Origin of the sequence: Nocardiopsis kunsanensis DSM 44524, from assembly GCF_000340965.1 — a bacterium.
Taxonomy (GTDB): domain Bacteria; phylum Actinomycetota; class Actinomycetes; order Streptosporangiales; family Streptosporangiaceae; genus Nocardiopsis; species Nocardiopsis kunsanensis.
Window position 1 is genome coordinate 14,494 of the sequence record NZ_ANAY01000034.1, and the last position, 24,762, is coordinate 39,255.

Genomic DNA, 24,762 nt, shown 5'->3' on the forward strand with positions numbered 1-24,762 from the left:
CGCACGGATCCCCGCGGGGGACGGGAAAGCAGCGCCGGACGGCGGTCCGGACAGCGGCCCCGCGGGCGCCGCTGTCCGAGAGAGCTGGGTGCACAGCCCCCGCCAGGAAGGCCCACGCATGTCCGCCTCGCCTCCCCCACGCATGACAGCGGCCCGCCCCCCGTCCCCCGTAGGCACGACCCCCCGCGAGCCGCCCCTGCACCCACCGGATCTGGCCCCGCACCTGCGCGGCCTGGCCAGGTCGCTGCGGTCCCGGTCCCGGCCCCGACCCGCCCCGACCCCGCGGAGCTGAACACACGCGTGGGCCGGCCGGCCCCGTACCTGTGCCCGGGAACCGACCGGCCGCGCCCCGGCCCGCGCTCGCCGTCCCCGAGCGGGACCGGTGGTCGTCGGGGCCTGCTCGCCCAGCGGCCCCTAGTCGAAGAGCGCACCTCCGAACTCACCGGCCTCGGCCACAGCGGGTCGACGCGGTTCGTGCACACGGTGCGGGGTGCGGCGCGCCGTGCCCCGGCCCTGGCGTCCGGAACGCCGGGCTGCGGCCCGCGTATCCGGCTCCGGGGCGGTGACGGTGTCCACACGCACCGACCCGAACCCCTGCGCGGTGTACTTTCCGACCCCGGCCAGTTCCACCAGTTCCAGCAGCGAGGCGAAGGCACGGACGTGCCGGGGATCGCCGCCGACGAGTTCGAGCCGCATACCGCCCTGCCAGGCGAGAACGGAACGGTTGTCCGCGTGGTGGTGTTCACCCAGCCGGATCTCCTCCCCGGGAAGGGGTGTGCGCCGCAGCTTCGCCATACCGCCCAACACCAGGTCGAGCCAGGGCTCGGCCAGTTCGGGCGGGGCGAACCGGGCGACCGCGCCGACAGCACCGCTGCCGCCGACGATGCCGCCCCCGGAGCGGTGGACGGCGCCGAAGAGCCTGCGGGGGTCGGGCCACACGTGCGGGATACGGTCACCGGTGGCGTCGCGTGTGGTGGTGACCACGGGGGTGTGGCTGCGGAGCTCTGCCGTGCGCGGGGCGTGCGTGCGGTGCTCGCCGGAGAGCAGGGTGGCGTAGCCGGTGTCGAAGGTGCGGGTGACCGACAACGGTTCCATGAGGTGGTCACCGATGCGCTGGGCACGGCCCACGAGTTCGGAGGGGTCCAGCGGGGGCGGCACGTCGTCGAGCCAGGTGAGGGTCCAGTGGTGCAGCCGGTCCCCCAGAGGTACGGGCCAGCCGTTCATCGCCCACTTCTTCGCACCGGTGTGTTCCCCGCAGGGCTGGGGCCACCAGGTGTTGAGCAGGCCGTGACAGTCCTCGGGCCGCACGGGCCGGGCAGTCTCGGCCCGCTCACGCAGGATCAGGGTCCACCGTCGGGGCACGGTCACCACTTCCTCGTCACGCGGTCGTGACGGCGGGATCGCCGCCGTCCTCGGTCCACCGAGGATTCCTCTCGGACACTCGCATACACCCGCGCGCCGTGGTGTTCCTCCTCTCTCCCGGGGCGGGGGCACCGCACCGGGCACGGTCGCGGCCCGGCGGGCGCCGCTAATGTGGTGGCGGCGGTGCGCCCCACCGCCGTGCCCGGAGCCGATCGACCGGAGGGCCGATGCCCCGCCTGAGCCACACCCTCGACATCACCCCCGTGGACCGCGCGGTTCTGGCCGACACCGTGGCCGCGCTCCACGAGATGGCCCGCGCCTGCCGCTTCGACGGGCGGGGCTGGCTCGCCCTGCCCGACCGCGCCACCGTCGCGGATCTGCGCGCCGAGGCCGATGATCTGGGTCTGATCGACGCCGATCAGGCCCGCCGCCTGCGCGAGGAGCAACGCGAGGCGGCCGAGCGCAGCGCTCGGGCCGGGGCCGAGGGTGACACCGCGACCGCCGAGGAGGAGGCCGTGGCCGCCTCACGGTTGGCACTGCAGCTGAAGAACGGCCGCCACCTGGCCCCGCGTTCGCGCTATCTCCTTGCCGAGCTCTCCCCCGCCGGGGTGCCGCTGGAACCGGCCGAGGAGGACAAGGGCTGGAGCGGCACGGGGCTGACCGTGACCTCCTGGGACGAGCACGGAAAATCCGCGGTCTCCTACGACATGCCCGACACCTCCGGGGGAGAGCCCGCGGTGACTTGGGGCGACGTGGAGCACGACGGGGATCGCGAACACCTGCGCGCCACCACCGAGGTCCAGATCCCCGGCCGCGGCGCCTGGCTTCGGCGAGCCCGTGCCGACCTGGCCTTCGACACCGGCGCCTGGTACGAGGCCGCCGCCGGCCGCGGCGACCCCGAGTCCCCGCCGGCCCTGGTGGTGGCCGAGCACCGGCTGGTGCGGGTCCGCGCGTGGGTGGCGCCCTCCCCCGGCGAGAACGGGTACTGGTCGGTGGAGGCTGTCCTCGACGTGCGTGGCCGGGGGTTGTTCCGTCCCATGGTCGCGTTGATGTTCTGGGCGATCCGGGCTTCGACCCGCCGTGAGGAACGAGGCAAGGTCGGCCGGGGCGAACGCACCCTCCGCGAGCAGCTGGCCGAGGACGCCGTCCGTTACGACCGCATCGCGCGCAACGCCCCGCGCATCCCGGGGTTCCTGCGCCGGGTGCGCGACGCCATGGCCGGCGCCCGCGACGCCCCGCCCGAAACCCCGTGAGCCTCCCGTGTCAGGGTCCCTCCCGTTCGGCGGCCCAGCCGGTGAGTGAGCGCACGCGCAGTTCGGCGTAGCGGGCGGCGTTGCGTTCGTCCGAGAGCAGGCTGCCCACGATCGCGCACAGGAACCCGAGGGGCACCGCCACGAGCGCGGGGTTCTCCAGGGGCACGAACTGGATGTCGACGGAGGCGGGCAGCACCGACAGGTTCTCGCCGGTGACGGGGTCGGTCCTGCCCGACATCACCGGGGAGAACAGCATGAGCAGCATGGTCGCCGCGAGCCCGCCGTAGATGCCCCACTCCACGCCGCGGGTGTTGAACCGCCGCCAGAACAGGGTCAGGACGATGACGGGCAGGTTGGCGGCCGCGGCCATGGAGAACGCCAGTCCGACGAGAGCGGCGACGTTCTGTTCCTGGACCTGGATCGCCAGCACGATGGCCAGCCCGCCGATGACACACGCCGAGAGGCGGGCCACCACGACCTCCTGCGACTCCCGCGGGCGTCCCCACATGAGCACGTGTCCGAACAGATCGTGGGCGATGGAGGAGGACGAAGCCAGGGTCAGGCCGGCGACAACGGCGAGGATCGTGGCCAGGGCGATGGCGCAGACCAGGGCGAGCAGCACGGCGGCGCCGGCCGGTCCCGCGGTGAGCCGGCCCAGTTCCTCGGCGAGCAGGGGCACGGCTGTGTTCCCGGAGGGGTCCAGGGCCGCGATGCGTTCGGAACCGACCAGGGCGGCCGCGCCGAAACCGAGCGCGAGCGTCATGAGGTAGAAGGTGCCGACCATGAACACCGCGCGATTGGCCGAGGACCGCGCCGCGCGACCGTCGGGCACCGTGTAGAAGCGGATGAGGATGTGCGGCAGAGCGACGGTCCCCAGTACCAGTGCCAGGCCGAGACTGATCATGTCGAGCTTGTTGTACAGGGTCGCGGCGGCGTCGCCGGGAACTTCGCGTCCGAGCCCGAGTCCGGGTTCGAGGAAGGCCGTTCCGTGTCCGCTCGCCTCGGCGGCCCCGCCGAGCAGGGCGCGGGGGTCGAAGGAGAAGACGGCCAGCACCAGGACGGTGAGCAGCCCGGTCACGCCCAACAGTGCGACGGCCTTGATGATCTGCAGCCAGGTGGCGGCCTTCATCCCGCCGTACATGACGTAGACGATCATGAGCACGCCCACGAGCACGATGGCTCCGGTGCGGGCCTGGGAATCGGTGAGCCCCAGGAAGGGCCCGTCGTGCAGACCGAGCAGGACCGAGAAGAGGGCTCCGGCACCGACCATCTGCGCGACGAGGTAGAACACGCAGACGGTGACGGTGGAGACGGTGCAGGCCAGGCGTACGCGCATGCGGCGCATCCGGAAGGCGGGCAGGTCGGCCATGGTGAAGCGGCCGGTGTTGCGCATGAGTTGGGCCATGGGCAGCACGAGCAGCCAGGCCACGAGGAATCCGATGGAGTACAGGAACCCGTCGTAGCCCTGCAGGGCGATCATCCCGGCGATGCCGAGGAAGGAGGCGGCCGACAGGTAGTCCCCGGTCAGGGCGAGGCCGTTCTGGGTGCCGGAGAAACCGCGGCCGCCGGCGTAGAAGTCGACGGCGTCTCGGGTGGTGCGGCGGGCCCGGACCGTGATGGCCAGGGTGAACAGGACGAAGAGGGCGCACAGGCCGACGGTCCACACGTGCGCGGCGCCCAGTTGTCCTGCCAGGACTCCATCGGCGAGCTGTCGGGCGGGCGCGGCGGTCACGGTCGCACCGCCCCGGTGCCGTGCTCGGCCTCCATGCGGGAGCGCACGCGGTCGGCGAGCGGATCGACCCACCGGCGGGCACAGCTGCCGAAGGCCCAGGTGAGGACGGACACGAGCAGGAACTGGCCCAGACCGGAGACCAACGCGACATTGACCGGTCCGGTGAGGGCGATACTCATGAAATCGCGGGCGTAGGCGCTCAACAACAGATGTGTGAGGTATCCGCTCAGGAACAGAGTGATGAGAATGCCGGACAACAGGGCATATCTTCGCCGCAACCGCACGAAATCGGGGTCGATCCACAGGCGTTCGCAGGCGTGGGCGATATCGACCTCCTCGGCCCTGCTCGCGCTGCGGCGCTGCGGCCCTGCGGGTCCGCCGCTGCGGCCGCGGGGGGCCGCCTCCATGTATTCGACGTGCTCGACCATGATCCTCCCCCTGGATGATCTGCGTGGATGCGCATGTGCGGCCCGAGCGGCCGCGCGCGGCCGCTCCCCTCGTGCCCGGCCGCACTCCGGGATCGGCTCGCACCCTGCGGGCGGATTCGTCCCGGTTGGGGATTCACCCTAGCCAGGCCGCTGCGCGCGTTGTGGCCGAATTCCGAAATCCATCCTGGACCCGAGACCACAAGAAAAGGAAAAAGCGGACGAACGATTCACCGAGGCATTTTCCATCCGTTTCCGAGGTCCGGCGGAGCCACCGCGGACGGTCGGCCGGACCCAGCGGCCGGGGCACGCGTGGCCACGGTGACCTCCGGTCTTCGCTAGGCTTCCAGGGCGACCCCGGTTCCGTTACGGCTGCCCTGAGTCCATCCTCCTCGGCCTTCGTACACGTGTATGATTACTGGGGTCCGCCCGTTCACGCGATACCGAAGGGAAATCCCCGCCGTGGTCACCGAGGTCTTCACGCGCAAGTACTGCGATTCCCACGCCGTCCGCGAGGAGAAGGTCGAGGCGACTGAGGTCATCCAGTTCGCCTGGGAGGGCACGGTCCGCGAGGTCGACGCGTGCACCGAGTGCTTCGAGGAGCACCAGGAACGCTTCGAGCCCCTCGTCGACTTCTCCCGTCCGGTGAAGAAGCGCCGCAAGAAGGCTGCCGCGCAGAGCTCCACCGAGAAGACGGACAGCGAGAAGAGCGACTCCGAGGAGCCCGCGCCCGCGGGCGCCGACGCGGACGCCTGAGCCGAACGGCCGTGATCGTGCGGGGTCCGTCGCCCACAGGGGCGGCGGGCCCCGCGCGTGTTCGTGGCCAACCCAGCGCCACCCCTCGTGCGCGAGAGGCCCAGCGCTGACCGGTGGGAAGAACGGTCTTCGGTCCCGGACCCTGGTCGGGCTCGATTGAAGCCCGGACCTCTTCCATCTGTGGCCGGTATGTGACCCCAGATCGGCCCCGAAGGCTCTTGCTGTGGTCAGACCCGGTGCTCACCCCTCGCATCGACAGTGAGTCGGCACTCGGTCGGGGACGGACGCCCCGGGTCTGCCACCACTCCCGGGGGATCAGCATGTACGCCCACCGAGCCGACCAGAACCGCCCTGACCAGCTGACGGTTCGCATGCAGTCATGGGACCGGTGGGACTGGTGCACCGTCCCGTCCAGGAACTGGTACGCCCCCGTGCAGCCGAACGCGTTCAACTCCCCGGCCCGGCTGTCTTCGATGGTCTCACTGGACTGCTCGCCGTAGGGGCTGTAGTCGTAGACCGCCTCCGGGGACTCGGCCTCGCTGTCTTCGGCCGTGAGCGCCAGAACCGTGTTCTGCCCGTCCAGGGTGTAATGGAAGCGCTCATCGCCCTCCCAGTCGACCATCGAGATCAGCTCACCCTCAGGGTCCCGGACGAAGCTCGTCCGGTCACCCTCGGAGGCGATGTTGGTGACACCCAGCGCGGTGTTGGACAGCTGCCGGTCCACACGCTCGTCGCCGTCCACATCCGTGATCCCGCGCATCTGGGTCTGGTCGGAGGTGTCATAGCTCAGACTCGTGGACAGGTCCCCGTCGCCGTCGTCGGAGCGCAGCATCTGGTTGGTGGGGCTGTACTCATAGGAGTTGCCGCCGCGCTCGACCATGTTGCCGGCCTCGTCGTGGGCCACGTCCTCGCCGCGGGCCGAGGTGGTCTGGTCGGCGTCGTCGTAGGCGAAGCTCTCGTCGCCGGCCTCGACCATGTTTCCGGCGTCGTCGTAGGTGTAGTCCCTCTCGCCGTTGCTGGTCAGACGCTGCAGCCCGTCGTAGGTGAAGGACTCGGTCTCACCGTTCACGGTGCGGGCCTGCATCTGGTCGCTGTCGGCACCCTCGTTGTCGTAGGAGTAGGACGCCGACAGCAGCTCCTGGCCCTCGGCCCCGGTCGTGGTAATGCCGGTCAGCCGGGCCGAGTCGTCGTAGGAGCGGCTCTCCTCGGCCCCGTCGGGGTGGGTGATCGACGTGCGCTGGTTGTTGCCGTCGTTGTCGAAGGTGGTCTCCGCACCGGTGTGGTCGGTCAGCGAAGTGAGCCGGAACGCGTCGTCGTAGGCGTAAGTGGTGGTCTGGCCGTGCTCGGTCAGCTCGGTCAGGTTGCCGGCCGCGTCGTAGGCGTAGGCGGTGGTCTCCGTGCCGCTCGAGTCCGTGCGCTCGGACTCGAGCAGGTCGCCGCGCCCGTTGTAGGCCATCTCGGTGGTGGCCTGGTCGGTGTGGGTGGCGACCTGGCGGCCGTTGCCGTCGTAGTCGATGGACTCGACGACCTCGCCGTCGTGGCTGATGGAGACGATGCGGTCGAGCCGGTCATAGCCGTACTCGATCGTGGTGCCGTTGCCGTCGGTCACCTCAGTGACTCGGGAGAGCGAGTCGTAGCCGAACTCCGTGGTGCCCACGGGCCCGGGTTCGGACATCGCGGTCATGTTCCCGGCACCGTCATAGGAGTATTCGGTGGTGTTGCCGTTGGCATCGGTGGAAGAGGAGACCAACCCCTGGCCGGTGTAGCTCATGTCGGCCACGGTGATGTCCATGTCGTCCTGGCTCGCGGAGGTCATGTTGCCCGCGTCGTCGTAGGACATGGACAGTTCGTCGCCGTCGGGCGTGGTCACGCTGGTCGGCTTGGCGGGGTTGGCGGTGTCGGTGAACCCGACCGAGGTCGACGCGCCGGTGGGCAGCTCGGTGCCGATGAGGTTGTTGAAGTCGTCGTGCTCGTAGGTCACCGAAGCTTCGAGCGCGTCGGTGGTGGTGGCGACGTCGGAGTTGGCCGTCCAGGTCTGCGAACGCGTGTTGTCGACCTGGTCGCTGGCCTCGGTCTGACGACCCTGATCGTCGAAGACGAACGTCGACTCACCCCCGTTCGGGTCTTCGACGGCGGTCTCGCTGCCCTCCTCGGGGCTGTCGTCGTAGGAGTAGGACGTGGTCGCCCCGCCCTCGGAGCCGTTCGGCGCGCTCAGGGACGAGACCTGGTCGTCGTCGTTGTAGGCCACGCTCCACGTGGCACCGGTGGCGTCGGTGACCGAGGACAGCAGCCCGCCGTCGGTGTAGGAGAACTCCAGGTCCTGGCCGGCCCGGTCGGTCAGCTCGGTCAGGTTCCCCTCATCGTCGTAGGAGAAGGCCGAGGCGGTTTCACCGATGGGGTCGGTGATGGAACCGGGCTGGTACCACTCCTCCCAGTCGAAGGAGGTGACGCGGTCCTGGGTGTCCACGACCGAGGCCAGGTCGCCCTCGGAGTCGTAACGCATCCGGTGGGTGTTGCCGTTGCGGTCGGCCTGGGAGTACAGCCAGCCCTGGGCGGTGAAGGTCCAGACCTGGTCGGCGTACTCGCCCCGGTGGAAGGTGAGCGCGTAGTGGCCGTTGTCGAGCTCGACCAGGTCACCGTTGATGCCGGCCGGGGAGGTGAAGGAGCCGTCGTCCTCGACGTCGAAGCGTTCGCAGTAGCCGGAGGGGCCCTGGAAGATGATGGAGTTGCTGAAGACCTGCAGGCCCACGTCGCGCCCGTGGGAGAGGGTCCAGCCGTCCTGGCCGTCGGTGGAGTTGTAGAAGCTGGAGACCGACAGGTCCAGCCCGGTGCCGGCCATGGTCAGGTCGCGATGCTGGAGGACGAGTTTCCGGTAGCGGTATTGACCGCCAGTTCCAGACGGTCGCTGACCTGGTGGCGCTCCAGCGGATACCAGTCCTGGATGCCGCCGTTGCCCCAGTTGGCGCAAGTGTCCGCCTGGGGTTCGCTGTCGGAGGGTTCCGGGTCACCCCCGGCTGGGGCCCAGGGTTCATCGGGCGGGTCGCCGCCTTCGGGGTCGGTGTTGGCCTCACCCGGTTCCCAGGTCTCAGGGACCGGAACGGTGCGATCCGCCGGGGAATGGGGATCATCGTCGGCCCAGGCCGGGGGTGCGTACAGCAGGCCGCTGACGAGTGTGGCCGCGGCGACCGAGGCCACAGCGACGCGGGGGAATCGGCGTCTCACGGGGGGTCGCTCCAAACAGAGGCGGGGGATGGGGGATCGGAGCGTCGATCGAGCGGGGTGAGAGCGGGTGACCACCGCGGGTGCGCTGACGCCTCGAAGAGATTAGGTTCTGGAAAGCGACCATGTAAAGCACAGATAAAGACCCCCTCATGGTCATCTGTGGGATCCACCTGTGTGAGGTCTCATCAGCGAGATGGGGGCGAAGCGGTCTACATTGCGTGCCACCTGAGCAGATCCCCTCAGCCCGCGCCACACGAAGCCGAGGGATTCTCTGACGCCTTGATGACTTGGGCACCTGCGATGGCCAGCTGTGGCCACGGGGCACCGCTTGATCACCTCAGGTGGGTTTTCGTCCGGAGAGCGGGCCCATCTGTTCTTCGAAGAGCGGCGTCGCCCGAGCTCGAGCGACCCGCGGTGGAACTCAGCGGGGAGAGGGTGCGCGAGTAATCGTTGCTTGCTACAGCCCACAGGGGTGGCACCCCCGCCCACAGATCCTGCGGCGTCTGATCTGTGGGTGAACCTCAGGTCAGGGGTCCGGACCTTCGTCAACGGGGGTGAGCAAGGCCGCGTGGATCAGTCGCACCCGGCCGCGATCACGGCCGGTCGCCACCTGGTAGGCCACGGTCGCTCGGGAACGCCCCAGCTTGGTGATCACCCCGGTCCGCGGGTGTCCGCCCAACCGGAACGCGACCTGCTGTCCCACGCGCATCCCCTGGATCACTTTCCGGGACTCGGCCAGCATGGCACGGTGCTCGCAACGTTGCTGCTCTTTTTCGTCCTCCCACATCAGGCGGTCTTGTTCCGCCTCGAGGTCCTGCTCGGCGCGACGAGTGATCTGACGCCGGCATTCCTGGGCCAGCCGGGGGAAAGCTTGTGCGATCGCCTCGCAGGCGGCCCGGTGGCGGTGACTGCTCTGGTCGAGGTCGTAGTCGGTGCACACGTGGCGCAGGTAGTTGACGACCAAGCGGTCGAGCGGGGTCCGGGAACTGTCACCTCCGTATTCGAGATCCAGCAGTTGAGCGTGTTCTCGGGCGAGGCGTTCCAACCGGGCCGGAGTGGGCTTGGCAGGGAAGAAGGTCGTGACCATCGCAGCTCACATGGGATGGGGGTGAGTGGACCTCCAGTGTGAGCTGTGGTCGCGGATCCTGCAGAGGCCCTGTGGACAGAGCACGTTCAGGCTCTGGATCGGCTGCGCCGTTCGAGAGGTCGGCGCCCTGGCCCGTGTGGGGCAGGACGCCGAAGGATCGAGGGTGGGTGGTCGGGGCTACGAACGACCGGTGCGGGCGGAGGTGAGGAAGGCCGTCCACTCGTCGGAGGAGAAGGGGAGATGACCCTTCGCGGGGTTCTTGGAGTCCCGGAGGGCTGCGCCACAGGGGAGGTCAGCGACCTCCACGCAGTCCGGGCCTTGCCCGCTGTAGCTACTCTTTCGGAAGCTGGTGGGGATGTGGGCGACTTCAACGCAGTTTGGCTCTTGGCCGCTGTAGCTGCTCTTGTGGAAAACCAGCTCGTTGATCATCAGTCGCTTTCTAGAGAGGTGAGCACGTCGGCGATGAACCGTGCGCTCTGTGTGGTGCTCAGGGCAGTCCCCTGGATGTCGCCGAACGTGGCACTGTAGCGAGCGACATCCTTGGGCTGCTCGAAGAATACTGAATCGGTCACCGTGCCCACATGGACGATAGGCAGATCCATCTGCTCAGGGAACTCCAAGATGCTGAACGGGGCGACCAACGCAGCGTGGGAGCCTTCAGCGAACGGAAGCACTTGCACATCAATGTGGGGCATCTTCGCCATGTGAAGCAAGTGCTTGAGCTGTTCACCCATGATCGATGAGGTGCCGATCATGCGCCGTAGCGCGGCCTCGTCCATGACGACCCGCAGGTGAACCGGATTGAAGCGTGTCAGGATCTCCCGTCGCGCCATACGAGCTTCCACACGGTGGGCGATGTCGTTGGCGTCGGTGTAACGCCCTCCCTGGAAGAGGGCTTCGGCATAGTTCGGGGTCTGCAACAGCCCCGGAATCACGAGTCCTTCGAAGCTGCGGATGACGGAGGCTTCGGCCTCGAAGTCCGGTAGTGCTTGGTCTCCGAAGACCTCCTTGTAGGAGGACCACCAGCCACGTTTCTTGGCATCCTTCGCCAGCGCGTGCATGGCTTGCCGCTTGGCAGGGTCCTCGATCTTGTACAGGTCCATCATCTTGTCGAGGTCGCTCGTGACGATGCGACGTGTCTGCCCAGTCTCGAGCTTGCTGATCTTGGATGATGTCCACCCCAAAGCTTTGCCTGCCTGAGAGACGGTCAACTCGGACCTTTCGCGCCCTTGCTTGAGCTGAGCAGCGAGGCGGCGGAAGCGGAGGGTAGGGCTGTGCGGCTCATGCATGGGGACAGCCTAGAGCAAGCCATTAGACATTGTCGAAGAAAATCAGTTGACTCTCGCCAATGTCGAGTTAAGGTATTGAGTGTAGTCAGTGATCAGGCACTCACACTGAGTCGCAGATGGCCAGGCTACGCCGTGCCCCTCCCGTCGACCGGGAAACGCGAAGGCCACACCCCTGCGGGCACGCCGACCCCCAGTTCAACTCCCATGCGCGAAGGAGCTCGTTCGTCATGCCCGTAACCGCAGCCGCACCCTTGGCCGACCTGCCCGAAGTGACCGTCCCGCTCGGGGAGCTGGTCCCACCCCGTTGCCGCCACTACTTCACCGGGCGCTCCGACCGCGCCCACTTCCGTGTCCGCCGCTACGACTTCGGCGGCTCTACCCGCTACATGCCGCTCGTTCGCGCCTTCCTGAACACCTGCGCGGCCGAGCGCGACGAGGACTTCCGCTACCTGTTCACCCTGCTGGGCAGCGAACTCGCGAACAATGCGCTCGAACACTCACGCTCGGGCCGGCCCTTCGGCGTCTACAGCCTCACCTGCGAGCGCGCACGCGACGGGCTCCGCCTGACCTGTCGGGACCAGGGCTCCCGCGATGGCGCGACGGCGCCCTTCGGAAAGCGCGCACACCTGAAGGCCGCTCCGAACGCACTGGACCTCTCCGCGGAGTCCGGGCGCGGGCTGGCATTGATCGACGCCCTGGCCACCACGTGGGGCGACAACGGCATCCCCGACCGGCGCCAGGTGTGGTTCTTCCTCGCCCACGACCTGACCGGCAGCCTCTGGAACACCGACCACGAGCCCGCTCACGGCTCCGACCTCTAGGAACACCTCACGCCCCTGGACGTGAAACGGGCCCAGGAGAGCGCGCCAACGCCTCCCGGGCCCCAATCCCGAAATCCGACCACTTCCACATGAACAGAAAGCAGGATCGATGACGCATCCTATCCCGCAGCCCCGCCCGTCCAGCGACCCGCTGCACCGTTCGTTCCCGACGCTGCCCCGGCGCGGTCCGCTCGTCGGCCCCTCCTGCCTCTCTTGCGAACACCGCTCCTGCCGGCGGCGCCGGGCCCAGGGCCTGCCCCGCTTGGGCGGGCACCGGTCCGAGTACGCCGCTGAACACTCCGAAGCAGCCGCCGCGCAGGGACGGCATCCGCACCTGATCATCTGGTTCGGCGAATCCACGGGATCGTTCTGGGTCGCTTCTTCCACCGGCCTGGCCGAGATCCCCGACGCCCGGACACTGGCCCGCGTCCTGGAACCCGTACCGGCCTGACCCGGGTCCAAACTGAACCTTCCAAAAGGTACAGTTTGGTCCATGTCTCAGCTCAGCGCCCGGCAGGAACGCATGTCCCCGGCGCGTCGGTGGTTGCTCCTGGCCACCGTCGCCTCGGGGCTCTTCCTGATCACCCTGGACAACACCATCCTCTACACGGCTTTGCCGACGCTTACCGAGGAGCTGGGGGCCACCGGATCGCAGAGCCTGTGGATCATCAACGCCTATCCGGTGGTCATGGCGGGGCTGATCCTGGGCAGCGGCACCTTCGGGGACCGCGCGGGCCACGTGCGCATGTTCCTGCTGGGCCTGGTCGTCTTCGGCCTGGCCTCGCTGGTGGCGGCCTTCTCCCCGACAGCGGGGATCCTCATCGCCACCCGGGTGCTGCTGGCGGTGGGCGCGGCGATCATGATGCCCGCGACGTTGGCGTTGATCCGCATCACCTTCACCCGGGAGCGCGAACGCAACTTCGCGATCGCGATCTGGGGCAGCATCTCGGTCATCGGTATCGCCGTGGGCCCGATCGTGGGCGGCGCCCTCCTGGAGTTCTTCTGGTGGGGTTCGGTCTTCCTGCTCAACGTTCCCATCGTGCTCATCGCACTGGTGGCCACGCTCGTGATCGCGCCGCCCAACCGGCCCGACCCGAGCAAACACTGGGATCTGATCTCCTCGCTGCAAGCCATGGTCGGTCTTGTCGCCGGCGTCCTGGCCATCAAGGAGATCGGGCACGTGCCTCCGAACCCGTGGGTGATCGCTCTGGCGGTGGCCGTGGCCGGCATCGCCTTCACCCTGTTCGTGCGACGCCAGAGGCGCCTGTCCGACCCGCTGCTGGACTTCGCGATCTTCCGCAACCCTGCCTTCTCCGCCGGGGTGCTCACCGCGGCCCTGGCGATGTTCGCCATCGGCGGCATCCAGCTGGTCACCACCCAGCGGTACCAGCTGGTGGCCGGGTTCAGCCCTCTGGAGTCCGGTCTGCTGGTCGCCGCGCTCGCCGTTGGTTCGCTGCCCACGGCGCTGCTGGGCGGGGCCGTCCTGCACCGCACCGGGCTGCTGCCGCTGATCGCCGGTGGCCTGGGTGTGGCCACGGTGGGCGTGGGCACCACGATCGCCGGGTTCCACCTGGCCTTCCCCCTCCTGGTGGCGGGGATGGTCCTGACCGGGGCGGGCCTGGGTGCGGCGATGTCGGTCGCCTCCGTCGCGATCGTGGGCAACGCGCCCGGCAACCGCGCCGGGATGGCCTCGGCGGTGGAGGAGGTCTCCTACGAGTTCGGCAACCTCAGTGCCGTGGCACTGCTGGGCAGCCTGCTCACGTTCGTCTACTCGGCCACCGTGCAGCTGCCCGCCCACGCTCCGGACCGCGCCGGGCTGAGCCTGGCCGACGCGCTGGCCGTGGTCGGGGACGACGCCGGTGTCCTCTCGGCCGCCTACAACGCCTTCGACACCGCGTACCTGGTGGTGATGGCGGCGGTGACCCTGGTGTTGGCGGTGGGCGCGGCCGGCACCGGTCGGATGCTGCGCCGTCACGGCCCCGGAAGCTCCTCCCAGCACTACGTCGACCACTGAGCGGAGCGCACCGTGCGTCAGAGCAAGCGAACACTGATTTTGGACGCAGCCGTCCAGGTGGTCCAGCGTGAGGGCATCGCCGCGGTCACCTTCGATTCGGTGGCGGCACAGGCAGAACTGACCAAGGGCGGTCTGCTCTACCACTTCCGTTCCCGGGAGGCCCTGTTGGAGGCAGTGCACGAACACCTGGCCCACCAGTGGGAGTCCCAGTTGGAGCAGGCCGCCGGGACCACGGCCGACCATGCGGGTCCCCGGGAGAGGTCGGCGGCCTACGCAGCGGTGTGCACCACCAGCGCCACCCGCGCGGAACTGCTGTTGCTGGTCGAGGCCGCCAACGACCCGACCTTGAGCGCCTACTGGGAGGACGTACAGAACCGGTGGGTGCCCTCGCCCGATTCCGCTGAACTGCCACAGGCCGACCTGGAAGACTTCGTGCTGCGGCTGGCCGCGGACGGCCTGTGGCTGCACGAATCCATCGGAGGCCGCCCGCTCGATCCCCGGCTGTGCCGCCAGGTCGCCGAGTATCTCATCGCCGCCTTGACGGGTTCTGACGGCACAGGCCCGGCCGCGGGCTGAGCCGCCGGGCCTCCGGGTTATCTGCTGCCCGAGGTCGGCGTCGACGGACGCCAATACATGGTCCCCGCCGCGAAGACCGCTACGAGGCACGCGAGCGCTGCGAGGGGCCAGATGCTGATCTGCTCGCCCGAGCCGAACAGCGACGGGACGAGCAACATCAACCCGGCAGCAGATATGGACATCCCGGCCAGGCTGATCACGAACATCCACGTCTTTTTCATCGTCAGGACCTCACCCGAAGCAGTTGGTGACGGCGGTGACCGGTGCTCCGCCGACAGTTGCGTATGCGCCGATACAGGCAACATACCGCCTGCCCGTCCAGGGGACCGTGCGCCAACCTGCGCAGGCACTCGCGATGTCCCGTGCCCGCTCCCTCCACCGATAGGACGGGGCACCGGCACAGTTCAGAGCTGCCCGGTGACCAGCTCCCCGTCCTTCCACACCGCCGCCACCTGCGGGACCCCCGGCCGGTAGGCCAGGTAGAGGTGGTTGGGTGCCTCCAGCAGCGTCAGGTCGGCGCGGGCACCGGGGGCGAGGTGTCCCACGTCGTCGCGGCGCAGCGCACGGGCCCCGCCGGCGGTGGCGGCCCACACCGCCTCGTCCGGTGTCAGACCCATGTCGCGCACAGCGATCGCGATACAGAACGCCAGGCTGGAGGTGAAGCAGGAACCCGGGTTGCAGTCGCTGGCCAGCGCCACCGTCGCGCCCGCGTCCACGAGGCGGCGGGCGTCGGGGTAGGGCTGGCGGGTGGAGAAGTCCACGCCGGGAAGCAGCGTCGCCACGGTCGGTTCGGGGCGCCGCGCGGCCTGGGCGAGGGCGTCCACGTCACCGTCGGACAGGTACGTGCAGTGGTCGACCGAGGCCGCCCCGACCTCGACGGCCAGCTGCACCCCGGGGCCCTCCCCCAGCTGGTTGCCGTGCACGCGTGGCAGGAGCCCGTGCTCGACACCCGCCGCCAGGATCCGGCGCGAGGCCTGCTCGTCGAAGGCGCCGCGTTCGCAGAAGACGTCCACCCACCGGGCCAGGGGTGCGCACGCCTGGACCATCGGCCCGGTCACGAGGTCGATGTAGGCCTCGGGGTCGCCGTCGTACTCGGGCGGGACCAGGTGTGCGCCCATGAAGGTGACCTCGTCGGTGACCCGTCCGGCGATGGACAGGACCCGGACCTCGTCCTCGACGGTGAGCCCGTACCCGGACTTGACCTCCAGGGTCGTGGTGCCCTGGGCGCGGGCCTCGCGCGTCAGGTTCCGTGCGGTGGCCAGGAGGTCGGCGTCGGAGGCCTGTCGTGTGGCGGCCACTGTGGTGCGGATGCCCCCTGCGGTGTAGGGGGTGCCGCTCATCCGGGCGGCGAACTCGCGGCTGCGGTCGCCGGCGAAGACGATGTGGGAGTGGCTGTCGACGAACCCGGGGACGACGCAGCGTCCGGCGGCGTCCACACGCGCGTCGGCGGCGGGGGCCTGCGCACGCGGGCCGGCCCAGGCCACACGTCCCTCCTCCAGGACCAGTGCGGCGTGGGGGATCTCCCCGAGCGGGCCACGGCCCAGTGCGGGGTCGTTGGTGATCAGGGTGCCGATGTCGTCGACCAGGATCGTCCCGGGCACGTCGGCGGTCTCGGTCGGGTTCATGGGTCGAGCTCCTTGATGACCGTGTCGAGGTCCTCGGCGGCGTCGGGCAGGTGCATGTGTTCTCCCCCGCGCACGATCCACCTGCCGTCGGCCATGACGTGGCGCACGTGGTCGGCGGTGGCGGCGAAGACGGCGGCGTCGGCTGCGCGTTCGGGCGGCGCTCCGGCCAGGCCGATGCCGTCCAGGGGCACGTTGACCAGGTCGGCCCGCGCTCCCACACGCAGCGCCCCGGCGTCGTCCCAGCCGAGCGAGGCGTGGTGGGTGGCGGCCCGCAACAGGTCGCCGGCACCGAGCGTGCCCCGGCGGTGGGTGCGCAGCCGCTCGTGCAGTTCCACGCCCCGGGCCTCGGCGAACAGGTCGGTGAGGACGTGCTGGTCGGTACCCAGGCTCAGCGGGGCGGGCAGCAGATCGCCGGTGCGGGGCAGCCCGTCGGCCAGGTCGCGTTCGGTGGTCGGGCACAGGCACACGGTCGCACCGCTGGCGCGCACGAGCGCGACGTCGTCGTCGGTCAGGTGGGTGGCGTGCACCAGGCTGGTCCGCGGCCCCAGGAAACCGGCAGTATCCAGGACCTCGACGGGGGTGCGGCCGTGGGCGGCCAGGCTCGCGGTGTTCTCGGCGGGCTGTTCGGACACGTGCACGTGCAGGGGCAGGTCCCGCTCGTGCGCGGTGCGGGCGACCGCGGCCAGGTCATCGGGGGTCAGGGCACGCACCGAGTGGGCGGCCACCCCGGCTCTGGCGTGGTCGCCGTCCAGCTCCAGGTGCCGGATGCGCTCGGCCCAGCTCTGTACGTCGCCGTCGCCGAAGCGCCGTTGCGGTCCGGTGAGCGGCTGGCGGGTGCCGTCGGTGTCCAGGCCGCCGGACAGGTAACACACGTCCAGCAGGGTCAGGCGGATCCCGGCCTGGCTGGCCGCTTCCACCAGGGCCTGCCCCATCGCATTGGGGTCGGGGTAGGCCTCTCCCCCGGGCGTGTGGTGCAGGTAGTGGAACTCCCCCACCGCCGTGATGCCGGCCAGGGCCATCTCCGCGTAGGCGCCCCGGGCCAGGCGCAGGTAGGTGTGCGGGTCCAGGCGGTCGGCGACGCGGTACATGGTCTCGCGCCAGGTCCAGAACGATCCCCCGCCGGTGTGGGTGCGCCCGCGCAGGGCGCGGTGGAAGGCGTGGGAGTGGGCGTTGGCCAGCCCCGGCAGGGTGAGGCCGCGCAGTGCCTCGGCGCCTGCGGGCGGGTCCGGGGGGCGGGTCAGGTCGGTGATGCGCCCGTTCTCCACGGTCAGCAGGATCCCGTGCTCGACCCCGCCGTCGGCGGCCCCGGTCCAGGCCCACTCGGCCCAGTGGCGCGACCTCACGGGGCCACCTCCCCCGTCGGGCCCTCCAGGAAGTCCTGGAGCACGTCGGCCAGGGCGAACACACCGGCGTGGCAGTCCTCGGGGTCGGCCCGCTCCTGCGGTGAGTGCGAGATGCCGGTGGGGTTGCGTACGTACAGCATGGCGGTGGGCACGTGCGCGGAGAGCACGGCGGCGTCGTGGCCGGCCCCGGTCGGGAGCACGGGCACTTCCGGCTCGGGGGCGCGGCGGGCCAGGACCTCGGCGACCCGGTCGCGCAGGGCGCGGGGGAAGTCGACGAGCGGGGTGTGGGACTCCTGCGCCATCCGCAGCTGCACGCCGTGTTCGTCGGCCCCGCGTTCGGCCTCGGCCCGCACCCCGGCGACGACCGCCTCCAGGGTGGTCTGGTCGGCGGCGCGGGCGTCCAGCCAGGCGCTCACCCGGGAGGCGATGGCGTTGGTTCCGTTGGGCACGGCCCGGACCTTGCCGACGGTGGCGCGGGCGTCGTGGGCAGCGGCGCTCTCCCGGGCGGCCAGCACGGCGCGGGCGAAGGGCAGCATGGGGTCGGCACGGTCCTGCAGGAGGGTGGTGCCGGCGTGGTCGGCGCGGCCGGTCAGGTCCAGGCGCCAGCGTCCGTGCGGCCACACCGAGCTCGCGGCGGCGACCGGGTGCGGGGTGCCGGCGAGGTGGCGGCCCTGTTCCACGTGCAGTTCCACGAACGCGTCGAGCTGGCGGAGCAGGTGCGGGTCGGGGCCCAGCGCTTCGGGGTCGAGCCCGGCGTCGGCCATGGCTTCGTCCCAGGTGATCCCGTCGGCGTCGGTGAGGGCGCGGACTCGGTCGGGATCGATCTCCCCGGCGGTGAGGCGGCTGCCCAGGCACGGCACACCGAAACGGCCGCCCTCCTCCTCGACGAAGACGACCACGGCCAGGGGACGCTCGGGCCTCAGGCCGCGTTCGCGCAGGATGTCGACGGCTGCCAGGGCGGAGACCACCCCGAGGGGACCGTCGAAGGCACCGCCCTCGGGGACCGAGTCCAGGTGCGAGCCGGTCGCCACGGCGCCGGGTGCGGGTGTGCCCCACCAGGCCCACAGGTTGCCGTTGCGGTCGGTGCGCACGTCCAGGTCACGGGCGCGGGCGGCGTCGGTGAACCAGGCACGGGCCCGGGCGTCGGCGGCGTTCCAGGCGTGCCGGTGGTACCCGCCGGTGGCGGGGTCGCGGCCGATGGGTACGAGGTCGGCCCACAAGCGGTCGAAGCCCATTCATTCCCCCTCGTGGGACGGGACACGGATGCCGTGGGTGTGCGCGACGCGTTCGGCCTCGGGGTAACCGGCGTCGACGTGGCGCAGCACCCCGGTGGCCGGGTCGTTGGTCAGGACCCGGGCGAGTTTGGCGGCGGCCAGGTCGGTGCCGTCGGCGACGCTGACCTGCCCGGCGTGCAGGGAACGGCCCATCCCGACGCCGCCGCCGTGGTGGATCGACACCCAGGAGGCGCCGGAGGAGGTGTTGACCAGGGCGTTGAGCAGCGGCCAGTCGGCGATGGCGTCGGAGCCGTCGCGCATGCCCTCGGTCTCGCGGTAGGGCGAAGCCACCGACCCGGTGTCGAGGTGGTCGCGGCCGATGGCCAGGGGTGCGCTGATCTCACCGGCGGCGACCAGTTCGTTGAAGCGCTGCCCGGCGGCGGCGCGTTCGCCCTGGCCGAGCCAGCAGATCCGGGCGGGCAGGCCCTGGAAGGCCACCCGTTCGCCGGCCATGCGGATCCACCGCGCGAGGTGGTCGTTGTCGGGGAACAGGTCGAGGATCGCGCGGTCGGTGCGGGCGATGTCGGCGGGGTCGCCGGAGAGCGCGGCCCAACGGAAGGGGCCCTTGCCCTCGCAGAACAGCGGCCGGATGTAGGCGGGCACGAACCCGGGGAAGTCGAAGGCGCGGGCGAAACCGCCGGTGCGGGCCTCGTCCCGGATCGAGTTGCCGTAGTCGAAGACCTCCGCGCCCGCGTCCATGAAGCCGACCATGGCCTGCACGTGTGCGGCCATGGACTCGCGGGCGCGGGTGGTGAACTCCTCGGGTCTTGCGGCGGCGAGTTCCTTGTGGTCCTCCACCGCCACGCCCAGAGGCAGGTAGGCGAGCGGGTCGTGGGCGGAGGTCTGGTCGGTGACCACGTCGATGTCGGCGCCGCGGGCCAGCAGCTCGGGAAAGACCTCGGCTGCGTTGCCCAGGACACCGATGGAGAGGGGGCGGCGTTCGGCGCGGGCGGTCTCGGCCAGTTCGAGGGCGTGGTCGAGGTCGTCGGCGCACACGTCGAGGTAGCGGGTCCGCAGCCGGCGTTCGATGCGGGTGGGGTCGCACTCCACGACCAGGGCGACCCCGCCGTTCATGGTCACGGCCAGGGGCTGGGCGCCGCCCATGCCGCCCAGGCCTGCGGTGAGGGTGACGGTGCCGGCCAGGGTCCCGCCACTGTGCCTGCCCGAACCGCTCAACTCGGCGGCGACGGCGGCGAAGGTCTCGTAGGTGCCCTGGAGGATGCCCTGCGTACCGATGTAGGTCCAGGACCCGGCGGTCATCTGCCCGTACATGGTCAGGCCCTGGGCCTCCAGGCGGCGGAACTCGGGCCAGTTGGCCCAGTCCCCCACGAGGTTGCTGTTGGCGATGAGCACGCGCGGCGCCCACTCGTGTGTGCGCAGGATCCCCACGGGTCTGCCGGACTGCACCAGGAGGGTCTCGTCGCCCTCCAGGTCGCGCAGGGACGCGGTGATGCGGTCGAAGCTGCGCCAGTCGCGGGCGGCCCGGCCGGTGCCGCCGTAGACCACGAGGTCCTCGGGGTGCTCGGCGACCTCGGGGTCGAGGTTGTTGTGGAACATGCGCAGGGCGCCCTCCTGGGGCCAGCCCTTGGCCGACAGGGTGGTGCCGCGTGCGGCGCGGACGGTGCGTGGAGCGCTCAACGTCGGGTGTCCTTTCGCTGGATCAGGCGAGGGGGGTCACGGACTCGGCGGCCGCCACGACGGTGCCGTCGGTGATGAGATCGGCCGCGGCGGCGATCTCCGGGGCCAGGTGCCGGTCGGGCCCGGGGCCGGGCACGTGTTCGCGCAGGGCACGCACGACCGCGCCGGTGGCCGGTCCGGGTTCCAGGGGCGAGCGCAGGTCGAGGGCGCGGGCGGCGGTGAGCAGCTCCACGGCCAGGACGGTGGTGAGGCCGTCGACGGCGCGGCGGAGTTTGCGGGCGGCCGACCAGCCCATGGACACGTGGTCCTCCTGCATGGCCGAGCTGGGGATGGAGTCGACACTGGCGGGTGCGGCCAGGCGCTTGAGTTCGGAGACGACGGCGGCCTGGGTGTACTGGGCGATCATGTGCCCGGAGTCCACACCGGGGTCGTCGGCGAGGAAGGCCGGCAGACCGTGCGAACGGGCCACGTCGAGCATGCGGTCGGTGCGGCGTTCGGCGATGGAGGCGGTGTCGGCGACGGCGACGGCCAGGAAGTCGAGCACGTAGGCGACCGGTGCGCCGTGGAAGTTGCCGTTGGACTCCACGCGCCCGTCCTCGAGGACGACGGGGTTGTCGATGATGCTGTCGAGTTCGCGCTCGGCCACGGTGCGGGCGTGGGCGAGGGTGTCGCGGGCGGCACCGGCGACCTGGGGTGCGCAGCGCAGGGAGTAGGCGTCCTGTACACGGTCGCAGTCGGGACCCTGGTGGGAGGCGACCACGGGGGAACCGGCCAGGAGGGCGCGCAGGTTCGACGCGGAGGCAGCCTGACCGGGATGCGGGCGCAGACGCTGGAGCTCGTCGGCGAAGACACGGTCGCTGCCCAGCAGCGCCTCGACGCTCATGGCCGCGGTGATGTCGGCGACGGTGAGCAGCCGGCCCAGGTCCTGGCAGGCCAGGGCGAGCATGCCCAGCATCCCGTCGGTGCCGTTGATCAGGGCCAGGCCCTCCTTGGCACCCAGTTCGACGGGGTCGAGACCGGCAGCGGCGAGCGCCTCGCCGGCGGGGCGGCGTTCACCGGAGGCGTCGCGGACCTCACCTTCCCCCATGAGGGCGAGCGCGACGTGCGACAGGGGCGCCAGGTCGCCGGAGCAGCCCAGGCTGCCGTACTCGTGCACGATCGGGGTGATCCCGGCGTTGAGCAGGCCCGCGAGCGTTTCGACGGTGACGGCCTGAACGCCGGTGCGGCCGGAGCACAGGGTGCGCAGGCGCAGGAGCATGAGCCCGCGCACGACCTCGCGTTCGACCTCGGGGCCGGCGCCGGCGGCGTGGGAGCGGATGAGTGAACGTTGCAGGTCGGCGCGCAGGTCGGGGGCGATGTGGCGGGTGGCCAGCGCCCCGAAACCGGTGCTGACACCGTAGGCGGGCTGCTCCCCGGCGGCCAGGGCCTCCACGCGTTCGCGCCCGTGGCGGACGGCCTTGCGGGTGTCCTCGGCCAGGACGACACGGGCGCCATTGCGGGCCACGTCCAGGACCTGGGCGGGTGTGAGCGGCGTACCGCCGATGGTGAGGGAAGGAACTGCTGTGGACATGGTCCCATTCGATCCCCCGCGGAGGCTCGCGTGAAGTGCCCACACGTGAGTTCTGTCCGAGATATCAGACAGCCGGCCGCGGCCCGCGCGTGTGGCAGCATCGGGGGCATGAGCCACGTTCCGGCCGCCACACGGGCGCTGCGGTTGCTGCGGTTCCTGGCCACCCGGCCCGGGCCGGTCTCGGCCTCGGCCATCGCCGACGGGATCGGGGTGCCCCGGTCGAGCGTGTACCAGCTCCTGGAGGCCATGGCCGAGGAAGGTTTCGTCACCCACCTTCCCGAGGAGCGCCGGTGGGGGCTGGGGGTGGCGGCCTTCGAGATCGGATCGGCCTACCTGCGCCACGACGGTGTGGAGCGGCTCGCGCGTCCTCTGCTGCGCCGGCTCACCGAGTCCACCGGCGCGACCGCGCAACTGGGGATCCTGCACGGTTCCGACACCCTGTACCTGCTCAAGGAGCAGCCCCCGCACGCGCCCACGCTCATCACCGGCGTGGGCGTGCGCCTGCCCGCGCACCTGACCGCGTCGGGCCGGGCGATGCTGGCGCTGCTGCCGCGTGCGCAGGTACGGGCGCTCTACCCGGGCACCGGCTCCTTCACCGACCGCACGGGCCGGGGCCCGGCCACCCCGGGGGAACTGCGCCAGGTCCTGGCCGAGGAACGCCGACAGGGATGGTCCTCGGAGGAGGGCCAGGTCACCGAAGGGTTCCTCTCGGTGGCCTCGGCCGCCACCGACCACAACGGACATCCGGTCGCCGCGATCGCCCTGACCGTGCCCAGCGCACGCCCCATCACCCGGGCAGCGCTGACCGCACGGGTGCGCGACGCCGCCTCGGAGCTCACGCGCCGCCTCGCCGGCCGTGCGAGCCCTGCGTAGGGGGCCGGTCGGGCCCCGGGTCAGCCCGCGAGGGGATCGCGTTGGACGACGGAGGGCAGGGGCGAGGTGCGCTCGATCATGCGCAGGATCTTCTCGCCGTGGTCGCGGGGCACCTGCACGTAGAACTGGGTGGTCGCGTCCGGTTCGGCCGGTTCCAGTCCCAGCCCCTCGGCGGTCTCGGCCCAGTTCGGGAGTTCGGCCCCCGAGCGGTGGGTCTCCAGCACGAACTCGATGAATTCGTGGCGCCGCGCCCCCGTGGTGACCTCGCGGACACGCCGGATCTCGGACCAGGCGATGAAGGTGCCCTCCCCGGGGAACCACCACTTGCGTTCCTGCAGCACCGTGACCCCGTCGCTGTCGGCGCTGATGCCCTGGCGCGTGATGCGCTGGGGCAGGCCGCGGAGCACGATGACGTTGCTCCCGGGGCCAATGAAGGCCATCACGACGGCGGCCGAACCCCACAGTGACACAGATCCGGCGGTGGCCTCCCCCGTGAACACCTCCCGCCCCAGGGAAACGGCCACGAGGAGGAAACCCACGGTCAGCACCAGCGAGAAGTAGGTCACGGCCATCCACATGCGCGCGTTGGGCCCGCGCAGGCTCACATAACGCCGCAGGTGGGAAACGCTGTTGGGTCCTCCGCTCAGGTCCGAGGGGGTTCCCTGGGGTGCGGCGGGCGCCTCTTCGGAAGCGTCCGTGGGGTCGGGGGTCACGTCCGTGGGGTCGGGGGCATCCATGTCCCCATTCTTCCAATTCCCACGCGTGGTCGGGCCCGTGCGCCGGGGCGGACTTTCCCGGAAGTCCGATCCGTCCCGGCTCCGCCGCGTTAGAGTTGCCGTCCATGAGGCCCAAGACGCACGAGTACGACACGGAACTGCACGTCGACGGGCAGGTCCTCGTCCTGGACGGGATCTCCTACCGGGGACGCACCGTGCTACGGGAGGGTCCCGACCAGTTCCAGCCCTTGGAACGCTGGGCCAAGGGGGTGGCCGAGGCCGTGGGTGAACCTGTCACGTGGCGGGCATCGGACCGGGGTGAACTGGCCGCGCGGGGCACGGTGCGTCCGGGGGAGGTTACTCAGAACCGCCGAGCGCTCTGAGCCCCGCACTTGGCGCACTGGAACTTCCGGTCGTTGCCGAGGACCCAGTCGTGGTCGCCTCCGGTCGGGCACGAGGACATCGACACCATCTCCTCCAGGTGGGGGCATCCGGGATGTGTGGCTCACTGTATTTCTCACCAGCCACACCAGTCCCAGGAATGAGAACTTCGGGCCGGTCCCTCATGTTCGGCCCCGGCCGGTGCCCGGAACGCGCCCGCACCGCCCACCACGGTCCCGCACACGCGTCGGGGCCCGTCCGGACTCGGACGGACCCCGACGGCGGAAGTCCCGCTCGCGCGCAGGCGCGGGCGTCAGTTCTTCGAGGCCTTGATGTGGGCCTCCACCGCGGCACGGTCGGCACGCAGCTTTGCGAGCGCCTCGTCGAGGATGAGCTTGCCCTCCTCCTCGCTGCGCCGCTCCTTCACGTAGGCCAGGTGGGTCTTGTACGGCTCGGTACGCGGGGGCGCAGGGGGGTTGGCCCGGTCCTTGCCCGCGGGGAACCCGCACCGGGGGCAGTCCCACTCCTCGGGGACCGCGGCCTCGCTGGCGAAGCTCGGCACGACCCGGTGCATGTTGGCGCAATAGAACGGAACGCGCACACGCGGCGCGGACTCACCCCGTTCCATCTCGCCCATGGGGCCGGCTCCGACCCGGCTGCCACGAATGGCACTGCCACTACCCATACCCACGAGAAACTCCTTCGGCGGACCCACCGGCGGCTCCGGCGGGTGTGACGGTGAACGGGGCGCCTGCCGACCGGGCCGTGGGAGACCCGTACGTCTCGGGCGATGAGCGCCCCGGGA

Annotated in this window: 23 protein-coding genes; 8 read left to right on the forward strand and 15 right to left on the reverse strand. The window is 70.7% G+C overall.

Annotation, left to right across the window (positions count from 1 at the left end; genetic code table 11):
* Positions 1-414: 414 nt before the first annotated feature.
* Positions 415-1,368, reverse strand: a complete 954-nt coding sequence (gene cas6, locus D456_RS0118790; protein ID WP_017577727.1) for a CRISPR system precrRNA processing endoribonuclease RAMP protein Cas6 — start codon at positions 1,366-1,368, stop codon at positions 415-417.
* A 221-nt stretch (positions 1,369-1,589) separates the two neighbouring features.
* Between cas6 and D456_RS0118795 the strand changes: the two genes are divergently transcribed.
* A complete protein-coding gene (locus D456_RS0118795) occupies positions 1,590-2,615 on the forward strand; it encodes a hypothetical protein (protein ID WP_017577728.1) in 1,026 nt (341 codons plus the stop codon).
* A gap of 10 nt (positions 2,616-2,625) precedes the next feature.
* On the opposite strand, the gene D456_RS0118800 is transcribed toward D456_RS0118795, so the two are convergent.
* Entirely contained in the window at positions 2,626-4,347 is a 1,722-nt protein-coding gene (locus D456_RS0118800; protein ID WP_017577729.1) for a solute symporter family protein, read from the reverse strand.
* The gene (locus tag D456_RS0118805) at positions 4,344-4,775 is read right to left on the reverse strand and encodes a DUF485 domain-containing protein (RefSeq protein WP_017577730.1); all 432 of its coding nucleotides are present in this window, start codon (positions 4,773-4,775) and stop codon (positions 4,344-4,346) included. Before D456_RS0118805 ends, D456_RS0118800 begins: the two co-directional genes overlap by 4 nt.
* Positions 4,776-5,234: 459 nt before the next feature.
* Between D456_RS0118805 and D456_RS26010 the strand changes: the two genes are divergently transcribed.
* Positions 5,235-5,528 carry an Lsr2 family protein gene (locus tag D456_RS26010; RefSeq protein ID WP_083904627.1) on the forward strand — a complete coding sequence of 98 codons (294 nt, stop codon included), beginning with the start codon at positions 5,235-5,237 and terminating at the stop codon, positions 5,526-5,528.
* Positions 5,529-8,369: 2,841 nt separating this feature from the next.
* Here D456_RS26010 and D456_RS27595 read toward each other — a convergent pair.
* The 4 genes from D456_RS27595 to D456_RS24520 all read right to left on the reverse strand — a co-directional run bounded on the left by D456_RS27595 (position 8,370) and on the right by D456_RS24520 (position 11,126).
* The gene (locus D456_RS27595) at positions 8,370-8,750 is read right to left on the reverse strand and encodes a hypothetical protein (RefSeq protein WP_230480280.1); all 381 of its coding nucleotides are present in this window, start codon (positions 8,748-8,750) and stop codon (positions 8,370-8,372) included.
* A gap of 526 nt (positions 8,751-9,276) precedes the next feature.
* Entirely contained in the window at positions 9,277-9,837 is a 561-nt protein-coding gene (locus D456_RS0118815) for a hypothetical protein (RefSeq protein WP_017577732.1), read from the reverse strand.
* A 177-nt stretch (positions 9,838-10,014) separates the two neighbouring features.
* Complete coding sequence (locus tag D456_RS0118820) at positions 10,015-10,266, reverse strand: DUF397 domain-containing protein (protein WP_017577733.1); 252 nt, start codon at positions 10,264-10,266, stop codon at positions 10,015-10,017.
* Positions 10,266-11,126 carry a helix-turn-helix domain-containing protein gene (locus D456_RS24520; RefSeq protein WP_040699659.1) on the reverse strand — a complete coding sequence of 287 codons (861 nt, stop codon included), beginning with the start codon at positions 11,124-11,126 and terminating at the stop codon, positions 10,266-10,268. The genes D456_RS0118820 and D456_RS24520 overlap by 1 nt, the downstream gene beginning before the upstream one ends.
* Positions 11,127-11,353: 227 nt before the next feature.
* On the opposite strand from D456_RS24520, the gene D456_RS0118835 reads away from it, so the two are divergent.
* The 4 genes from D456_RS0118835 to D456_RS0118850 all read left to right on the forward strand — a co-directional run bounded on the left by D456_RS0118835 (position 11,354) and on the right by D456_RS0118850 (position 14,537).
* Positions 11,354-11,947 carry an ATP-binding protein gene (locus D456_RS0118835; protein WP_017577735.1) on the forward strand — a complete coding sequence of 198 codons (594 nt, stop codon included), beginning with the start codon at positions 11,354-11,356 and terminating at the stop codon, positions 11,945-11,947.
* Between the two features lie 109 nt (positions 11,948-12,056).
* Entirely contained in the window at positions 12,057-12,398 is a 342-nt protein-coding gene (locus D456_RS0118840; protein ID WP_017577736.1) for a hypothetical protein, read from the forward strand.
* A gap of 72 nt (positions 12,399-12,470) precedes the next feature.
* Complete coding sequence (locus D456_RS0118845) at positions 12,471-13,961, forward strand: MFS transporter (protein WP_017577737.1); 1,491 nt, start codon at positions 12,471-12,473, stop codon at positions 13,959-13,961.
* A gap of 12 nt (positions 13,962-13,973) precedes the next feature.
* Positions 13,974-14,537 (forward strand): TetR/AcrR family transcriptional regulator, encoded by a 564-nt coding sequence (locus D456_RS0118850; RefSeq protein ID WP_026116017.1) that lies wholly within the window; start codon positions 13,974-13,976, stop codon positions 14,535-14,537.
* 17 nt (positions 14,538-14,554) lie between these two features.
* Here the strand turns inward: D456_RS0118850 and D456_RS0118855 are convergent, their stop codons facing one another.
* The 6 genes from D456_RS0118855 to hutH form a co-directional block, all read right to left on the reverse strand.
* Entirely contained in the window at positions 14,555-14,758 is a 204-nt protein-coding gene (locus D456_RS0118855; protein WP_026116018.1) for a hypothetical protein, read from the reverse strand.
* 183 nt (positions 14,759-14,941) lie between these two features.
* Complete coding sequence (gene hutI / locus D456_RS0118860; protein ID WP_017577740.1) at positions 14,942-16,162, reverse strand: imidazolonepropionase; 1,221 nt, start codon at positions 16,160-16,162, stop codon at positions 14,942-14,944.
* Complete coding sequence (locus tag D456_RS0118865) at positions 16,159-17,505, reverse strand: formimidoylglutamate deiminase (RefSeq protein ID WP_017577741.1); 1,347 nt, start codon at positions 17,503-17,505, stop codon at positions 16,159-16,161. The genes hutI and D456_RS0118865 overlap by 4 nt, the downstream gene beginning before the upstream one ends.
* Positions 17,502-18,740, reverse strand: a complete 1,239-nt coding sequence (locus tag D456_RS0118870; protein ID WP_017577742.1) for an allantoate amidohydrolase — start codon at positions 18,738-18,740, stop codon at positions 17,502-17,504. Before D456_RS0118870 ends, D456_RS0118865 begins: the two co-directional genes overlap by 4 nt.
* The gene (gene hutU, locus D456_RS0118875) at positions 18,741-20,417 is read right to left on the reverse strand and encodes a urocanate hydratase (RefSeq protein WP_017577743.1); all 1,677 of its coding nucleotides are present in this window, start codon (positions 20,415-20,417) and stop codon (positions 18,741-18,743) included. It lies immediately after the preceding gene.
* A gap of 22 nt (positions 20,418-20,439) precedes the next feature.
* Complete coding sequence (gene hutH / locus D456_RS0118880; protein ID WP_017577744.1) at positions 20,440-21,987, reverse strand: histidine ammonia-lyase; 1,548 nt, start codon at positions 21,985-21,987, stop codon at positions 20,440-20,442.
* A gap of 108 nt (positions 21,988-22,095) precedes the next feature.
* Here hutH and D456_RS0118885 point away from each other — a divergent pair, with 108 nt between their 5' ends.
* Positions 22,096-22,860 (forward strand): IclR family transcriptional regulator, encoded by a 765-nt coding sequence (locus D456_RS0118885; RefSeq protein WP_026116019.1) that lies wholly within the window; start codon positions 22,096-22,098, stop codon positions 22,858-22,860.
* A 20-nt stretch (positions 22,861-22,880) separates the two neighbouring features.
* Here the strand turns inward: D456_RS0118885 and D456_RS0118890 are convergent, their stop codons facing one another.
* The gene (locus D456_RS0118890; protein WP_017577746.1) at positions 22,881-23,597 is read right to left on the reverse strand and encodes a hypothetical protein; all 717 of its coding nucleotides are present in this window, start codon (positions 23,595-23,597) and stop codon (positions 22,881-22,883) included.
* Positions 23,598-23,701: 104 nt separating this feature from the next.
* Here D456_RS0118890 and D456_RS0118895 point away from each other — a divergent pair, with 104 nt between their 5' ends.
* Positions 23,702-23,959 (forward strand): hypothetical protein, encoded by a 258-nt coding sequence (locus tag D456_RS0118895; RefSeq protein ID WP_026116020.1) that lies wholly within the window; start codon positions 23,702-23,704, stop codon positions 23,957-23,959.
* Between the two features lie 311 nt (positions 23,960-24,270).
* On the opposite strand, the gene D456_RS0118900 is transcribed toward D456_RS0118895, so the two are convergent.
* Positions 24,271-24,642, reverse strand: a complete 372-nt coding sequence (locus D456_RS0118900; RefSeq protein WP_083904628.1) for an RNA polymerase-binding protein RbpA — start codon at positions 24,640-24,642, stop codon at positions 24,271-24,273.
* Positions 24,643-24,762 lie beyond the last annotated feature (120 nt).

What these genes read in the sequence shown, in the direction of transcription:
- D456_RS0118805 (WP_017577730.1), bottom strand. Translation starts at nt 4,775, where the DNA reads ATGGTCGAGCACGTCGAATACATGGAGGCGGCCCCCCGCGGCCGCAGC.
- D456_RS0118870 (WP_017577742.1), bottom strand. Translation starts at nt 18,740, where the DNA reads ATGGGCTTCGACCGCTTGTGGGCCGACCTCGTACCCATCGGCCGCGAC.
- hutI (WP_017577740.1), bottom strand. Translation starts at nt 16,162, where the DNA reads ATGAACCCGACCGAGACCGCCGACGTGCCCGGGACGATCCTGGTCGAC.
- D456_RS0118795 (WP_017577728.1), top strand. Translation starts at nt 1,590, where the DNA reads ATGCCCCGCCTGAGCCACACCCTCGACATCACCCCCGTGGACCGCGCG.
- D456_RS0118845 (WP_017577737.1), top strand. Translation starts at nt 12,471, where the DNA reads ATGTCCCCGGCGCGTCGGTGGTTGCTCCTGGCCACCGTCGCCTCGGGG.
- D456_RS0118895 (WP_026116020.1), top strand. Translation starts at nt 23,702, where the DNA reads ATGAGGCCCAAGACGCACGAGTACGACACGGAACTGCACGTCGACGGG.
- D456_RS0118820 (WP_017577733.1), bottom strand. Translation starts at nt 10,266, where the DNA reads ATGATCAACGAGCTGGTTTTCCACAAGAGCAGCTACAGCGGCCAAGAG.
- D456_RS0118815 (WP_017577732.1), bottom strand. Translation starts at nt 9,837, where the DNA reads ATGGTCACGACCTTCTTCCCTGCCAAGCCCACTCCGGCCCGGTTGGAA.
- D456_RS0118885 (WP_026116019.1), top strand. Translation starts at nt 22,096, where the DNA reads ATGAGCCACGTTCCGGCCGCCACACGGGCGCTGCGGTTGCTGCGGTTC.
- D456_RS24520 (WP_040699659.1), bottom strand. Translation starts at nt 11,126, where the DNA reads ATGCATGAGCCGCACAGCCCTACCCTCCGCTTCCGCCGCCTCGCTGCT.
- D456_RS0118835 (WP_017577735.1), top strand. Translation starts at nt 11,354, where the DNA reads ATGCCCGTAACCGCAGCCGCACCCTTGGCCGACCTGCCCGAAGTGACC.
- D456_RS0118855 (WP_026116018.1), bottom strand. Translation starts at nt 14,758, where the DNA reads ATGAAAAAGACGTGGATGTTCGTGATCAGCCTGGCCGGGATGTCCATA.
- hutH (WP_017577744.1), bottom strand. Translation starts at nt 21,987, where the DNA reads ATGTCCACAGCAGTTCCTTCCCTCACCATCGGCGGTACGCCGCTCACA.
- D456_RS0118840 (WP_017577736.1), top strand. Translation starts at nt 12,057, where the DNA reads ATGACGCATCCTATCCCGCAGCCCCGCCCGTCCAGCGACCCGCTGCAC.
- D456_RS0118890 (WP_017577746.1), bottom strand. Translation starts at nt 23,597, where the DNA reads ATGGATGCCCCCGACCCCACGGACGTGACCCCCGACCCCACGGACGCT.
- D456_RS0118900 (WP_083904628.1), bottom strand. Translation starts at nt 24,642, where the DNA reads ATGGGTAGTGGCAGTGCCATTCGTGGCAGCCGGGTCGGAGCCGGCCCC.